The sequence below is a fragment of the Trichothermofontia sp. genome, assembly GCF_053493415.1.
Genome location: NZ_JBRCAD010000051.1, coordinates 15,189 through 28,198 on the forward strand (window position 1 = coordinate 15,189; position 13,010 = coordinate 28,198).

Annotated in this window: 12 protein-coding genes and 1 riboswitch; of the genes, 4 read left to right on the forward strand and 8 right to left on the reverse strand. The window is 56.5% G+C overall.

Annotation, left to right across the window (positions count from 1 at the left end; genetic code table 11):
- Nucleotides 1–80 precede the first annotated feature (80 nt).
- Together ACWIUF_RS04575 and ACWIUF_RS04580 are read left to right on the forward strand one after the other, a co-directional pair.
- A complete protein-coding gene (locus ACWIUF_RS04575; RefSeq protein WP_448571064.1) occupies nucleotides 81–608 on the forward strand; it encodes a DUF2518 family protein in 528 nt (175 codons plus the stop codon).
- A 147-nt stretch (nucleotides 609–755) separates the two neighbouring features.
- A riboswitch (cobalamin riboswitch) is annotated at nucleotides 756–902 on the forward strand.
- A 23-nt stretch (nucleotides 903–925) separates the two neighbouring features.
- On the forward strand, nucleotides 926–1,609 hold the full coding sequence (locus ACWIUF_RS04580) for a HupE/UreJ family protein (RefSeq protein WP_448571065.1): 684 nt from the start codon (nucleotides 926–928) through the stop codon (nucleotides 1,607–1,609).
- Between the two features lie 32 nt (nucleotides 1,610–1,641).
- On the opposite strand, the gene ACWIUF_RS04585 is transcribed toward ACWIUF_RS04580, so the two are convergent.
- Entirely contained in the window at nucleotides 1,642–2,148 is a 507-nt protein-coding gene (locus tag ACWIUF_RS04585; protein ID WP_448571066.1) for a pentapeptide repeat-containing protein, read from the reverse strand.
- A gap of 139 nt (nucleotides 2,149–2,287) precedes the next feature.
- Here ACWIUF_RS04585 and crtD point away from each other — a divergent pair, with 139 nt between their 5' ends.
- Nucleotides 2,288–3,862 (forward strand): C-3',4' desaturase CrtD, encoded by a 1,575-nt coding sequence (crtD, locus tag ACWIUF_RS04590; protein WP_448571067.1) that lies wholly within the window; start codon nucleotides 2,288–2,290, stop codon nucleotides 3,860–3,862.
- Between the two features lie 126 nt (nucleotides 3,863–3,988).
- Here the strand turns inward: crtD and rplI are convergent, their stop codons facing one another.
- The 7 genes from rplI to ACWIUF_RS04625 form a co-directional block, all read right to left on the reverse strand.
- Nucleotides 3,989–4,450, reverse strand: a complete 462-nt coding sequence (gene rplI, locus ACWIUF_RS04595; protein ID WP_448571068.1) for a 50S ribosomal protein L9 — start codon at nucleotides 4,448–4,450, stop codon at nucleotides 3,989–3,991.
- 319 nt (nucleotides 4,451–4,769) lie between these two features.
- Nucleotides 4,770–5,624 (reverse strand): DUF72 domain-containing protein, encoded by an 855-nt coding sequence (locus ACWIUF_RS04600; RefSeq protein ID WP_448571069.1) that lies wholly within the window; start codon nucleotides 5,622–5,624, stop codon nucleotides 4,770–4,772.
- Nucleotides 5,625–5,927: 303 nt separating this feature from the next.
- The gene (locus ACWIUF_RS04605; RefSeq protein WP_448571070.1) at nucleotides 5,928–8,795 is read right to left on the reverse strand and encodes a carboxypeptidase regulatory-like domain-containing protein; all 2,868 of its coding nucleotides are present in this window, start codon (nucleotides 8,793–8,795) and stop codon (nucleotides 5,928–5,930) included.
- Between the two features lie 126 nt (nucleotides 8,796–8,921).
- Complete coding sequence (locus tag ACWIUF_RS04610; protein WP_448571071.1) at nucleotides 8,922–9,779, reverse strand: hypothetical protein; 858 nt, start codon at nucleotides 9,777–9,779, stop codon at nucleotides 8,922–8,924.
- 158 nt (nucleotides 9,780–9,937) lie between these two features.
- A complete protein-coding gene (locus ACWIUF_RS04615) occupies nucleotides 9,938–10,450 on the reverse strand; it encodes a hypothetical protein (protein WP_448571072.1) in 513 nt (170 codons plus the stop codon).
- A gap of 53 nt (nucleotides 10,451–10,503) precedes the next feature.
- A complete protein-coding gene (locus ACWIUF_RS04620) occupies nucleotides 10,504–11,019 on the reverse strand; it encodes a hypothetical protein (RefSeq protein WP_448571073.1) in 516 nt (171 codons plus the stop codon).
- 271 nt (nucleotides 11,020–11,290) lie between these two features.
- Nucleotides 11,291–11,725 carry a hypothetical protein gene (locus ACWIUF_RS04625; protein ID WP_448571074.1) on the reverse strand — a complete coding sequence of 145 codons (435 nt, stop codon included), beginning with the start codon at nucleotides 11,723–11,725 and terminating at the stop codon, nucleotides 11,291–11,293.
- A gap of 310 nt (nucleotides 11,726–12,035) precedes the next feature.
- On the opposite strand from ACWIUF_RS04625, the gene upp reads away from it, so the two are divergent.
- Nucleotides 12,036–12,686 carry a uracil phosphoribosyltransferase gene (gene upp, locus ACWIUF_RS04630; RefSeq protein WP_448571075.1) on the forward strand — a complete coding sequence of 217 codons (651 nt, stop codon included), beginning with the start codon at nucleotides 12,036–12,038 and terminating at the stop codon, nucleotides 12,684–12,686.
- Nucleotides 12,687–13,010: the final 324 nt, after the last annotated feature.

Genomic DNA, 13,010 nt, shown 5'->3' on the forward strand with positions numbered 1-13,010 from the left:
GTGAACAATGGCCTAGTCGGGATAGCCAACCCCAGCACCCGACGGGCAACCGCTCAAAAAGGGAGAATAACCGAACGCGCATGATGACCCTCAGCCCCGAAACCTTCCTGCTCCTGACCCAATGGGCCGGGATCTTAACTATCATCTGTGCTATCGTGACCGGCATTGGCTTAGCCCTGAAGTGGGGGGTGCGCTTCCGGCTGGTGGGGGCAACGGGCTTCATGTTGGTCCTCACGGCGGGCCTGTTTGCCCTGAGCATTGTGCCGATCGCCCGCACGAGCATCCCTGGTGCCGTTCGCTATGTCGTCGTCTACGACAATGGTGCTAACCACGCTGTCATCACAGTTCCCAATTCGATCACGGCAGCGGAGCTAGAGGCAACCCTGCAGCAGGCCGCGAGTGATTTATTTTCCCTCGGTCGCGGGGCGCAAAATGACACCCAGCTCACGATCCGCGCCCGCACCCTCCTCCACCCACAACCCGGTGTTTCCGAGCCACTGGTTCTGGGCCAAGTCCAACGATCGCTGAGCCAACGCAATGATCCTGACATGAAGATCGACATTTACCGCGATCGCCTCCGCCAACTGCCGCCCCCCGCAGCGAGTTGAGCACCCCCATCGCAGGCGTATGGTTGCAGCCGGATGACTAAACCCGCATGGTTAACCCTGGATGATGACAGGCGTATTGTTAAAACCGACTTTAATTAAGAATTGCCAGTCCCCTTAGCCAGTACACTGGGAGTTTCGATACGCCTTTGGCGTTTCATCACGATTGGTTCCGGGGGGGATCAGCCCTTGGAGGTAACGGGGAAAGCCCGGTTTCAGTCCGGCACTGTCCCGCAACTGTGACGCGATCCGCAGGTGATCGCCAGTCAGAACACCCGCCGATCGCGACTGCTCACCCTATCCACATCTGCGAGGTACGGATGATGGCTCCTTCAGCCTTCTCTCGATCGACTGCGCCATCGGCTCATTTGCAGCCTAGCCAGATTGCCCATGCCGCTAAAAGCATTTTGATTGCGGGGGCTTCCCTGCTGCTCATTGGTCAACCCGCCTGGGCACACCATGCCATCGGCGGGACAACCCCAACGAATTTCTTTGAGGGGTTCCTCTCTGGACTGGCCCATCCCATCATTGGCCTAGATCACTTTGCCTTTGTCGTGGCAATCGGGCTGCTATCTGCCCTGACCCGTGGCGGCTTGACATTACCGATCGCCTTTATCCTCGCCACCTTGGCCGGTACCGGGTTGCACCTACACGGCTTTGATTTACCCATCGCTGAAGCTGTGGTTGCCCTATCCGTCCTGGCGATTGGCGGCATCTTAGCGTTGCGACAGGCCCTACCGCCACTGTTGAGCGCGATCCTGGTGGCGATCGCAGGGTTGTTTCATGGCTATGCCTACGGCGAGTCGATTGTGGGTGCGGAAATGACACCCCTAGTCGCCTACCTCACGGGCTTTGCGCTCATCCAATTGCTCGTCACGATCGGGGTATTTGCTGGGGGACGGGTCCTGCGGGCGCAGGCCCAGGCCCAATCGCCGTTCCAGATGGCTGGCTTCACGATCGTGGGGATCGGGCTAGCCTTCCTGGCCACAGCGGTCTTGGGTTAGGGTTCAGTCACTCGCATTGGGTTAGGGTTCAGTCACTCGCAAGCGAGCGTATCGCGGGTTTGCCGCCCGGTCACGGGATTGGTCCCCGTAGCAATCCCACAGAGATAGACTTCCATATCGGGCCGCATCAGCACATCGGTGAAGTCGGCCCCCGCGATCGTTGCGCCATTAAAGCGGGCATTGGCGGCAGAAGCCCCCTCCAGAATAGCATTGGTTAGATTAGCGTGGGTCAGGCGAGCATTGTCAATCAGGGCATTTCGCAGATCAGCCCCCGACAGATCCGCACTTTCCAGATTGGCCCCAAATAGGCTAACCCCTTGCAAATTACTGCCGCTCAGGTTGCTATTGCGCAGGTTGGCGCTGGTGAAGGTGGAATCGGTCAAATCCTGCTGAGAAAAATCCATCCCAACGAGAAATTCCTTATTGTAGTCCGCAGCCCAAGCGGCGCTAGCCGGACTCGCGCCCCAGAGGCAAATCCCCCAAATCCCCGCCAACAACCAAGGACACATGCGGGTCCAAATTGCTAACAAACCACCCATAGTACGCTTTACCTGTTCATACACGCCGATATTCAACTCCATGATAGGAGCAAAGCCCACCCCCCACCCAGGCGGCTCCCCAAACCGCCCGGACTGCGGTAAGGTGAAAGGAATAAATATTAAGAATTGTGAATTTACGATGACTGCCGTCTCTTGTGCATCCGCGACGACTGGTTTGGGCCAAGATCCCACGGTGATCGTGGTGGGGGCGGGGGTTGGCGGGTTAACGGCAGCGGCCCTCTTGGCCCGACGGGGTTACCGGGTGCGAGTATTGGAGCAGGCTTGGGTACCGGGGGGCTGTGCCTCAACGTTTCAGCGACGCGGGTTTACCTTTGATGTGGGGGCGACCCAGGTGGCGGGCCTGGAGCCGGGGGGGATTCACCACCGCATTTTTACCGAACTGGGGGTTGAGCTACCGGCGGCAACCCCCTGTGATCCAGCCTGTGCCGTGTATTTGCCGGGGGAAACGGAACCCATCCGCATGTGGCGCGATCGCGATCGTTGGCAACAGGAACGGCAACGCCAATTTCCCGGTAGCGATGGCTTTTGGCAACTTTTAGACACCCTGTTTCAAGCCAGTTGGGCCTTTCAGAGCCGTGACCCCATTTTGCCGCCCCGCAATCTCTGGGATTTGGGACAACTGCTCCAGGCCATTCGCCCCGATACGCTGCTAACGGTTCCCTTTACCTTGGCAACCGTGGGGGATGCCCTGCGGCTGTACGGATTGGAACAACAATGGCGCTTAAAACGGTTCCTGGATTTGCAATTGAAACTTTATTCCCAGGTGGAGGCTGACGAGACCGCCCTCCTCTATGCGGCAACGGCCCTGGGCCTCTCCCAATCCCCCCACGGTCTATTTCACCTCAAGGGCAGTATGCAGGTCCTCAGCGATCGCTTGGTAACTGCCCTGACCCAAGCAGGCGGGCAACTAAGCCTGGGGCAGTCTGTGGCGCAGATTCTCACGGAAGCGGGCCGGACCGTCGGTGTGGTTGTGCGCGATCGCAAAACGGGAGCCTGCCGCACGGAAAGTGCGGACATTATTATTGCCAACGTAACGGTCCAGAACCTGGTTCGCCTGTTGGACGATCGTGCAGCTATTTCTGGGCCTAGGTGCTCGCCCCTGGGCAAGGACTATCAGCAACGGGTGGAGAAACTGCCCCCCGCCTCCGGGGCCTTTGTGGTGTATCTGGGAGTAACCCAGGCCGCTATCCCGGCGGGGTGTCCCCCCCATCTCCAATTTCTGTACGATCGCGAGGGACCGATCGGGGAAAACAATTCCCTCTTTGTCTCCGTGAGCCAACCAGGGGATGGTCGGGCACCGGCTGGCCAAGCCACCATTATTGCTTCGTCCTTTACCGATCCCGGCCTGTGGGAGCACTGTTCCGACTATGCCAAGCTCAAAGCGCAATACCAGACCACGGCGATCGCCCACCTGGGCCAATTTTTCCGGTTAACCCCCGATACCCTGCGCCATTGCGAAGCGGCCACCCCTCGCACCTTTGCTCGGTATACCGGACGCGATCGCGGAATTGTCGGTGGCGTTGCCCAGCGACCCAGTAGTTTTGGCCCGTTTGGCTTTGCCCACCGTACCCCTGTGGCTGGCCTGTGGCTGGTTGGAGACTCTACCCATCCCGGCGAAGGGACTGCGGGTGTCAGTTATTCCGCCTGGACCGTCGTGCGTCAAATCACGGCCCAAGACGCACCCTTACAGTAAACACAAGGCTTCGCAACGTTGGTAGTAACGACTTTAGTCGTTGCACGCTAGAGCCAGCACTACCAACGTTGCAGGATTTGCTTTTCGAGCCACTTGGCACGCAGGCGAAGGGAGCGTCCGTTGTGGCTATTCGTTCGGGACGACTTCGATCTCGACCGTCGCCGTCACTTCGGGGTGCAGTTTGATCTCCGCCTTGTAGGTGCCCAGCTTATTGATCTCAGGCAGGGTAACCCCCCGGCGATCGATCACCTGGCCCGTTGCACCCTGGATGACATCGGCCACATCTTGAGCCGTAACGGTCCCAAAGATCGCTTCGTTTTCACCCACCTGCTTGGCGATCGTAAAGTGCTGCGACTGCTGGAGGATTGCCTTAATCGCATCTGCCTTTTGCTTCTCTTCGGCCAGCCGTTGGCGTTCAATCTCCCGTCGCCGTTCCACTTGCTTAAGGATGCCAGGGGTGACGTTAGCTCCCAATCCCTGGGGAATCAAATAATTGCGGGCATACCCAGGGGCTACTTCCACCAGATCCCCTTCCCGACCCAATTTACTGACGTTCTTGGTTAGCACTAGCTGTACTCGTTTGGCCATGATCTCCCCTTCCTTGGGCGGACTTCTGAGCGATGAATCGCATAACACACAAGTTCTCTATGATAGCGAAGGAATTGCCCCCGGTGCAATCCCGATCGTGTTTTTTGTGGGTTGCCCATAAATTAGCTCAACTAGCTTGACCGGGTTGGAAAGGGGTTTTGGAAAGGGTTGAGGAGGATGGTAGGCTGAGGGGATAAAGGCACTGCTATCCCTAGAGCAACTGAACTAATGCGGCGCAGGATAGCCTGATCCGCCAAGTGTGGCGATGCGTTAGTTTGGTAGTCGCAATTTGACCTTGTGCTTGTTCACCAAACTCACCTTAAAACAAAGTCAGTTGACTGGGTTCTGGTACTAATTGGTCCCACGGGAGCGGGGGAACAGGAATGCCTTGGCGTTCCAGGGCGTGTTGGAATTGACGGGCTGTGTGGGGCGATTGCGCCTCCTGGGGACAGTGGACAAAAAAGTAGATCCGCGTTCCCTGTTGGAGCCAAGTAGCGACCTGATTCACCCATGCCGCGAGATAGGGCTGGTTCCAGTCGGCAGTGGGATGGCTAATCAAGCGAATTAGGGTAAAGGGAGCCGTGAGGACGGGTTGGAGAGGGAGTTGGGGTTTACGCCGTTCCGAGTGCAATTGGGGATTATCGGGACAGTCATAGATCGGACGGCTATCCAGAAGCACCCGCCCGATACCCAGGTCGCGCAAAAAACCATTGAGGCGATTGCCGTGGGCATCAATAAACCAATCCCGATGGCGCACCTCCAGAGCTAAGGGCACCCCGATCGCCGTCATCCCCTGCAAAAAAGCGGTGAGATCGTCCCAGCGATCGGGTCCGTAGTTAGGCGGCAGTTGAATAAATGTAGGTCCTAGACGGTCTCCCAGGGTTGGGGTTGATGCCAAAAACGCACACGCGGCGGCTAAGTGCGGCAGCAGGAGACCTTGATGGCTGAAGGCACGCGGGAGTTTCAGGCAAAATTCAAATCCAGAGGGCGTGGCCGTTGCCCAACGGTGCAGAGTGGCGCGATCGGGGATGGCGTAGAAGGTGGTATTCCCCTCAACAGTGGTAAAGCGTTGCCCGTACAGCCGCAAAAAGTCCCGCGATCGGCTCTTGGCCGGATAGAAACTACCCACCCACTCTGGATAGGACCAAACCGCGCATCCCAAGTGAAATTCCATACGCCAGCTACCTGAACGATTCTGGTGGGGGTAAATACCCTTCTATCAAAAATATCGGGGCCGAACGATCGCACCTGCATATCCTTCAACATCAACGCCTGCGTCATCTGCGTGAAACCCAATTCCCCGATCGGGGTGGGAGCCGCCAGACCACCAATGAGTTTCAGGGCCACGAAGGCATAGACCTTTTGGATCACTCCCTCGGCGATCGCCTGGACCGCCATGACCACCACCTTCCCATAGCACCGATAGACAGCCGCGATCGGAGAAATCGGCCATTAAGACCCCCCTCGTGCGCCAAGATTACGGTATGGCTGAACGTAAATTTAGTTCCTGGAAGGCAGGGGTTTCGGCCTCGATCGTCAGGGTATCGGGTTGGGCCGGATTGCCGTTGATCAAAAGTTGATACGTCCCCTGGCTCAGATTCTCTAAGACAAAGACCCCGGCTCCATTCGTAACCGACAGTTTGCGCAAGCCGCCTGCCGTGGGGACTGCCTCAACCCTAGCGCCCCCGATCGCGGCCCCTTCCCCATCCGTCAATACGCCAGTCACCGTGTAGGACAGGATCAGGGGAATCTGGACAGGCGTGTAGCTGCCGGGGACAACTTCGACGGCATAGGCAGTTTCCACGGGTTTCCAGTCCAGGGGATAGCCCGCTGGGTCAAGATCAAGGCGATAGGTATTGGGGGAAAGGCGCACGTAGAGGCCATTGCGGCGGCGGTCTGGACGGAAGGCCGCGATCGGTTGGTGGTTTAACACAATCAGTAATTCGGGATTATCTCGATATAACTTTTCGCCCGCATCCCGATCACCATTGTTGTTCTCGTCAAAGAAGGGTTGGATGAGTAACCCACCCAGGGTACGCAAATCGGTAAAGCGAGTATCGTCGGGATGAATCCCCTGCTGGAAGTTAAGGATCGGCACCACCTCAACCCGAAAGCTATCTTCGTTCGAGGTGACAGCAATCTGTTGATATCTGGCCCGTAACGCGAGGCCCGGTAGCACGCCCGTAGACGCTGCGGCAATTACCCCCTGCCCCTGGGAGCCGCTACCATAACTGAGGTCGATATCCCACAAGTAACGGCCATCATTGAGTTGTTTCTGGGAACGATAGCGCCAGCCAAGGGTCGCGAGGTAGTCGCGATCGCTGGTAGTGTGACTGGTGGCATAGTCAAACAGGACAGAATGACCAATATCAAGGCTAATTTGACTTAAATTTTGGGTGGATACGTTATAGCTCAGACGGAAATTACTCGCCGCCTCATTTCCCAGACTACTGAGCTTCAAACGTTCAAAACGACTATCCACGTTCCATTGCCATTGCTGGTGAGTATTGGTTGCTATGCGCAGGGTTGTGAAAAAGTTTTTCTGGCGCAAGGATGTTTGGAAGCCGCCATTAATGACCTCCGTGCGACGATTGCCATCGACAAATACCAGGAGATTTGGGAGCAACTGCCAGTTGAGATTAGCTCTTTCGGAATACAAGTCACTATTGAAACTAATACTCAGTCTTGGCAAGGGTTGAAAAACCAGATTGCTATTAATATTTAAGCCATTTTGGGTCTTAGTGGATAGGGCAGAAAGGGACACCTGCAAAGGAAAAGCATTGGGTTGATAAAAAACTTCACCCAGTATCCGAGGAGTATCTTGGTAGATTGTCCCAATGCCAAGGGTCAAGTCTTCGGAGATGCCCTGGCGATAGGCAACGCCGCCCTGGAGATTAGTCAATTCTCCGAAAAAATCATTTTGATTCCCCAGTTCGCGACGCATTCCCGCTGAAAAAATCAGGGCCGAGGCGCGATGGGGCAATTGACCGGTCACATTCAGGAAACGGGCTACCCGCTCATCGGGGGTGGCGGTGAGTTGACCGTTGGGATAGAGGAGCACCCGGTAACTGGCTCCCCCCCTTTGGCCCGTGGGGACCTGATCAAACCGATAAACCCCGGAAGCATCCACCAACACTTCGCCCATGACTTCATTCTGAAAGCCCCTGACAAGCCGAACCAGAGTGCCGGGGGGAGCTTGGCCCCCGATCGTGCGCTCGAGGGTTTCGGCCTGGAGGCGCTGACTGGGGGTAAAGCCACTGCCAGTAGCCATACTGGGGGGCGGGGTAAAGCCCCAGCGCTGGATGGTGGTAACGCCCCAATACTGGCCCCCTTCGGGACTAAACCAAAATTGGGGTTGGGCCGCGATCGCATAGTCGGCGCGATCGGTTTGATGAAGATACTGCAATTCGCTGAGTTGCCAGGATTGGGGATCAAGCAGATCAGCTTGGTTGACCCGGAAAAACCAACTACCACCGAAAAGGGTTCCCACCGCGCTGAGGTCACCGCGATGGTCGGTGAACGTGCGACGACCGGAGCCGAAACTTGTGTTTCCCCAGCCTCCCGTGTTCCCCGGATTGTTCAGGGTGCCGCTACTTTCTAAGCGTTGGCTCACCGTTCCCCAGACAAAATCAGCCGCTTGCCTTTTGGGTAAGCCGTCGAGGAGCACGGGGATCTCGCCCGGAGCGCCCCGTCCCGTCACCACCGTTAGCCAGGGGGGACGGAAGACAATAGCATATTCCTCAATGTCAAATTCACTGGGGACACCCAGCAGCGTTTCAATTTCCGCGATCGCGATCACCAACCCCAGCCTCGGATCAACCGTGAGGGTATTCGGGTCCAGACGCCGGATGACCCCAGGGGAGCGGAGTTCCAGTTGGCCATCCTCAAGGGGCGTGATCCGAAATTGGAGGGCGGTCATCACGGTCTCAAAGGGCAGTAACCATTGGGAAAACGCGATCGCCTGACGACCATCTTCGCGCCCCCGGACCAGGGTACTGGGCACCACGTTGCGGCGATCGAGATTGAGGCCCACAGGAAAGACCCCAAAGGATTCGGTTGTAGGAGATTCGGCTGTGGCGGATTCGGCTGTAGGAGATTCGGTTGTAGAGGTTGGGGAAAGTTCTGTGAGCGCGGGCACTGATCCGGCCTCTGGCGTTGGCACCGACTCTGATCCTGAAGCAGGTTTTGGCACCTCGATTGGCAGCAACTCAGGACGGGACAATGGGGAAACGGAATCCCTGGCCGTAGGATCAGCCTGGGGCAATCCCGCCTGTGCCAGGGCGGGCAGTGCCATGCTCCCATAGCTACCCACCAGGAGGGCAACCCAGCCGCTTATCCAGTTCATACGTGCTTCTCACATCTAAATCCCAGTCTACCTTGGGTTTCCCAATCCAAGGCTGGCGGTGGCTAGTGCGTATGCCGTTGTGAGACGATCGCCAACAAGGCTGGAGGAGCGGTTGGCGGGCAGGGCCTAGGGTGGGGCGGCTGAGCGGGGGATGACCGGCAAGGTAAGGTTCACGTTAAAAGGCACTGTTCGTGTACGATCGGCGGCGATCCACACCAATTCTCCCAGCAGTTGGTATTCCCCCGCTTTAGGGGGAGCCTGATCAGGGGCCGGATAGGGTAAAAGAATCTGACGTTGCGTTTGGGCAATCACACCAGATTCGGGCACAGTCCCCGTGGCGATCGTGGTACCGCCCTGTTTGAGCGTCCAGTTAATCCGGGGTCGTTCTGATGCGCCACCCCCATTCTTGACCAAGAGTTGCATCGCTTGTCGTTCCGCATTCCAGCTTGCCCCTTCGACACTCAATGCCGGGGACAAGTCCCCCTGGTAAACATAAAAAGTGGCTCCAATTCGGGCTTTGATACTCACGGTATAGGTCGTATTATCAGTGGCCACCTCGGTTAGGTTATCCCCTTGTAATGCCTCTGTGAAAATCACGGCGCGATACTCCCCTTCAGCTAGATTAGGCGGGAAGTGGGAAATCAGACGGATGCGACGGGTGGCCCCTGGAGGAACCACCAATTCCGTGGGGGAAAATTGCAAATAGGGGGTTAAGTCGCCCATTGCTTCACCCGGTTGCAGGGTTTGAAAGCCGCTATCGGTATAGGTAAAGGGTTCGGCGTAGACCCTGGCCCGGAACACCTGATCCGTGACATTGGTGACATTCAGAACCCCTTGTGCTTCGCCCCGTCTGGCCGTGGTTTGTAGGACTAACGGCGAGAGACTCATTTGGGCCAAGGCCGCCCCCGGACACAGCAGCAGGCCGACGGCCAAGCTGGTGGGGAAAAGTCGTTGCGAGAGCGGGGCGATCGTGAACGCCGTCATACCCATTCACTCCATCAGTGGACACCAAGCAATAAACTTAAGCTGGACAGAACCCTAGGAACTCCAAGAGCAAATTCTGCAACGTTTGTAGTGCTGGCTTTAGCCTGCAACGACTAAAGTCGTTACTACCAACGTCGCTAAACTATATGTTTGCGGGACTAGGGGACCAGCGTAAATTGCACTTCGTATTGATAGTTGCCAGGCGCATAAGGATTATTTGGCAGTAGACGCGAGGCCTGCATATTGACCGGCAGGGTGTAGCTACCGGGCGCTAGCGGAGCTGTTAGTGAACTACCACTGGATTCGCGAGTCGCGTATTGATTGGTACTGGGATTAATGATTTCGGCATACCAACCCGATCCTGGGGGATCAGGGGCATTGTCAGGAGACTGGAGGAGGGAAACCCCATCAACCCGAATCGTGACCCCTCCATTACAGGTAACGGGCACCGCCGCTGGCACACCACCCAAATTGGCAAAGGAGGTGAGGGTGGCTAAACCCGATACGATCGTCGAATAGGCCAACACCCCTGGGGTAATCTGACCCACAGTACACACGCCGGGAACTGTCCCATTAAAGGGAACATTAACGGTTTGGGCCAAGGCTAGCGGGGACAAGGCAAAGCTCCCCAGCACCGTCCCAGCTAAAGTTAAGCATAAAAAACGTAACATCAAATTTCTCCTGGGATCAGTCGATCGTCATCCGTCTATCTGTCTGTCGATGGCTAGGGAACCAGGGTAAATTGCACCTGGAATTGATAGTTCCCAGTGGGGAGGTTATTCGGTGGTGTGCGCGTCGCCTCCATATCAACACGGAGGGTATAATTGCCAGCAACTAACGAGGCATTCTCAAACTCACCACTGGATCTCCGAAAGGCAATCTGGTTCGAGCTGGGGCTAATGACCTCGGCATACCAAGCAACACTGCTCGGATCAGACAAATTGGTCGGCCACTGGCTCAGGGAAACCTCATCGACCCGGATGGTAACATCCCCGACGCAGTTGACAGCCACCGATCCCGATGCCGGGGTACCACTGCCGCCCCAAGACCTTAAGAATTGCTGGCCACTGATCGGATTCAGGATCTGTCCCAGCATCCCTGGGGTAATCTGACCCACGACACAAAGGCTAGAGATGTTGCCATTGAACGGGACATTGACGGTTTGAGCGGTGGCAATAGGGGCTAGGGGCAGACTGCCCACGACTGCCAATGCCGAAGTTAAGAATAGGGGTCGCAACATCAAATGTCTCCTGGATTGCAGTCAATGTTTATTAGGCCAGCAATCGTTAGGGTTGAGTGTGCTTCCATCAATCCGCCAGCCACCTATCTCAAGCCGCCCGTTTCAGACCATCCGTTTTCAGTTTATGGAGATATCTTGTTATGGAGATATCTTGACGCCCATCCGGTTCGGCCTCGCATCCCGATCGCCCAGTCGAATTTCCGTAACATTACGGACCATTATGCCCAATCTGTTCCGTAAAACGATCGCAGGTTACGAATTATGACGTTTCTCAGGGGGTGACCGTTAAACTGACCTCATACAGGTAATCACCAGCCAAAAAATAGGTGGAGCGTTGGACCTGCATAGAGAGGGCTACTTCATTCAGACCGATCGGCAGGTTTAGGTGAGGGATGGGATCATCACTAGCCACCTGGGTTGTATTGAGGCGCATCACGGTCCGCTTCACCGTGTCACTGGGATCGGGTGAAACCCCAAAGCGCAAAACAGGTGGGGTAACCTGGAGGTGGACGGGAATATCAGTACGGATCTTGACCGTGGCTGGCACCGTTGTCTGTAAAACCGTAAAACTATTGGGTGCTAAGGCTAAACGGCCCGGAGTGGCGGCTTCAACGAAGACCTCAGCCTGCGCTGGCAGCCCCCCGCCAGCGATCGTGCCCCCCAGTGCAAGGAGAGCAGAAATCCCCCTAACAAGCGGATGAGGCATCAAGCAATGATGAGTTAATGGCAAGATTCGCTCTCCCAGCGTAGGACGGCTATTCAAGTTCCGGTTATATCCTTTTCTAACCGCGATCGCTCATCAAGGGGACACCCATTCTGGCCCTAGTGGTCTATCAATCTTGATTTGGTAGGTTGGGTCAAACGCCGTGCGACCCCAAAAAGCCAGTGAACGTATTAGGTCGCACCCACTCGACCCCAACCTACAATTCCCCAACTTTAGGGATGATAGACTTCTAGGGTTGAATTCAAGGCTTTTTGAGAGAATAGGGAAGACATTCTGAGAGCCTGCCCAATCTATGACCCTGCAACTGCGCGTCTATGTGCCGCCCCATCCCCTGATCAAACATTGGCTGACCGTCGCCCGTGATGCCGACACCCCCCCCGCCCTCTTCCGCACCGCCATGACCGAACTCGGACGCTGGCTTACCTACGAAACTCTGCGCGAATGGCTCCCCACGATCGACCTCACGGTGCAAACTCCCCTTGCCTCCTGTCCAGCCACCGTCGTTGATCCCCACGCCGCGATCGCCGTGGTCCCTATCCTGCGGGCGGGGCTGGCCCTGCTGGATGGTGCCCAATCCCTGCTGCCCCTCGCCTCGGTGTACCACATCGGCCTCGTGCGTAATGAAGAAACCCTGGAAGCCAGTTGCTACCTGAACAAACTCCCCGATCGCCTGCCCGACGGGATACGCATTCTCATCCCCGAACCCATGCTGGCCACGGGGGGCAGCATCAGCTTTGTGCTGGGGGAATTGGTGCAACGGGGGGTAGATCCGGCCAATGTGCGCATTATTTCAGTCGTCGCGGCCCATCCCGCCCTGAAGCGCCTCAACGAAACCTATCCCAGCCTGCAAGTGTACACTGCCGCCATTGATGAACAGTTAAACGAACACGGCTTCATCGTTCCCGGCCTGGGGGATGCGGGCGATCGCACCTTTGCCACCTGAAACATCGGCAGGGAAAAACCGTCAGGCAAAAAACCATCAAAAGCAGCCCTCTGGAAATTTCTATCCCTTGATTGCAGCTTTTTCCAGACGGCTTCCTTGCGAAAAAAATAAACACCCCATCTCCGGCCTGATCCTTTAGAATCACCGTTGCATAGGGTGTTTGAGTTTGCCATAGCTAGAGAATGCCCTCGTTTGCCCAAAATATTTCAGGGAGTAGACAAAATGACTCACCGTTGGCCATTTTCCTACGGAGACACGCCACGCCCTGCCCTGCCCCCTGTCCCCCACGCCACCCAGGGTCTCACGAAGTCCCTGATTGCCCTG

Excerpts from the sequence above, each read along its gene's own strand:
- ACWIUF_RS04620 (WP_448571073.1), bottom strand. The coding sequence starts at position 11,019 with ATGTTGCGACCCCTATTCTTAACTTCGGCATTGGCAGTCGTGGGCAGT.
- ACWIUF_RS04605 (WP_448571070.1), bottom strand. The coding sequence starts at position 8,795 with ATGAACTGGATAAGCGGCTGGGTTGCCCTCCTGGTGGGTAGCTATGGG.
- crtD (WP_448571067.1), top strand. The coding sequence starts at position 2,288 with ATGACTGCCGTCTCTTGTGCATCCGCGACGACTGGTTTGGGCCAAGAT.
- ACWIUF_RS04600 (WP_448571069.1), bottom strand. The coding sequence starts at position 5,624 with ATGGAATTTCACTTGGGATGCGCGGTTTGGTCCTATCCAGAGTGGGTG.
- ACWIUF_RS04625 (WP_448571074.1), bottom strand. The coding sequence starts at position 11,725 with ATGCCTCATCCGCTTGTTAGGGGGATTTCTGCTCTCCTTGCACTGGGG.
- upp (WP_448571075.1), top strand. The coding sequence starts at position 12,036 with ATGACCCTGCAACTGCGCGTCTATGTGCCGCCCCATCCCCTGATCAAA.
- ACWIUF_RS04610 (WP_448571071.1), bottom strand. The coding sequence starts at position 9,779 with ATGACGGCGTTCACGATCGCCCCGCTCTCGCAACGACTTTTCCCCACC.
- rplI (WP_448571068.1), bottom strand. The coding sequence starts at position 4,450 with ATGGCCAAACGAGTACAGCTAGTGCTAACCAAGAACGTCAGTAAATTG.
- ACWIUF_RS04615 (WP_448571072.1), bottom strand. The coding sequence starts at position 10,450 with ATGTTACGTTTTTTATGCTTAACTTTAGCTGGGACGGTGCTGGGGAGC.
- ACWIUF_RS04575 (WP_448571064.1), top strand. The coding sequence starts at position 81 with ATGATGACCCTCAGCCCCGAAACCTTCCTGCTCCTGACCCAATGGGCC.
- ACWIUF_RS04580 (WP_448571065.1), top strand. The coding sequence starts at position 926 with ATGATGGCTCCTTCAGCCTTCTCTCGATCGACTGCGCCATCGGCTCAT.
- ACWIUF_RS04585 (WP_448571066.1), bottom strand. The coding sequence starts at position 2,148 with ATGGGTGGTTTGTTAGCAATTTGGACCCGCATGTGTCCTTGGTTGTTG.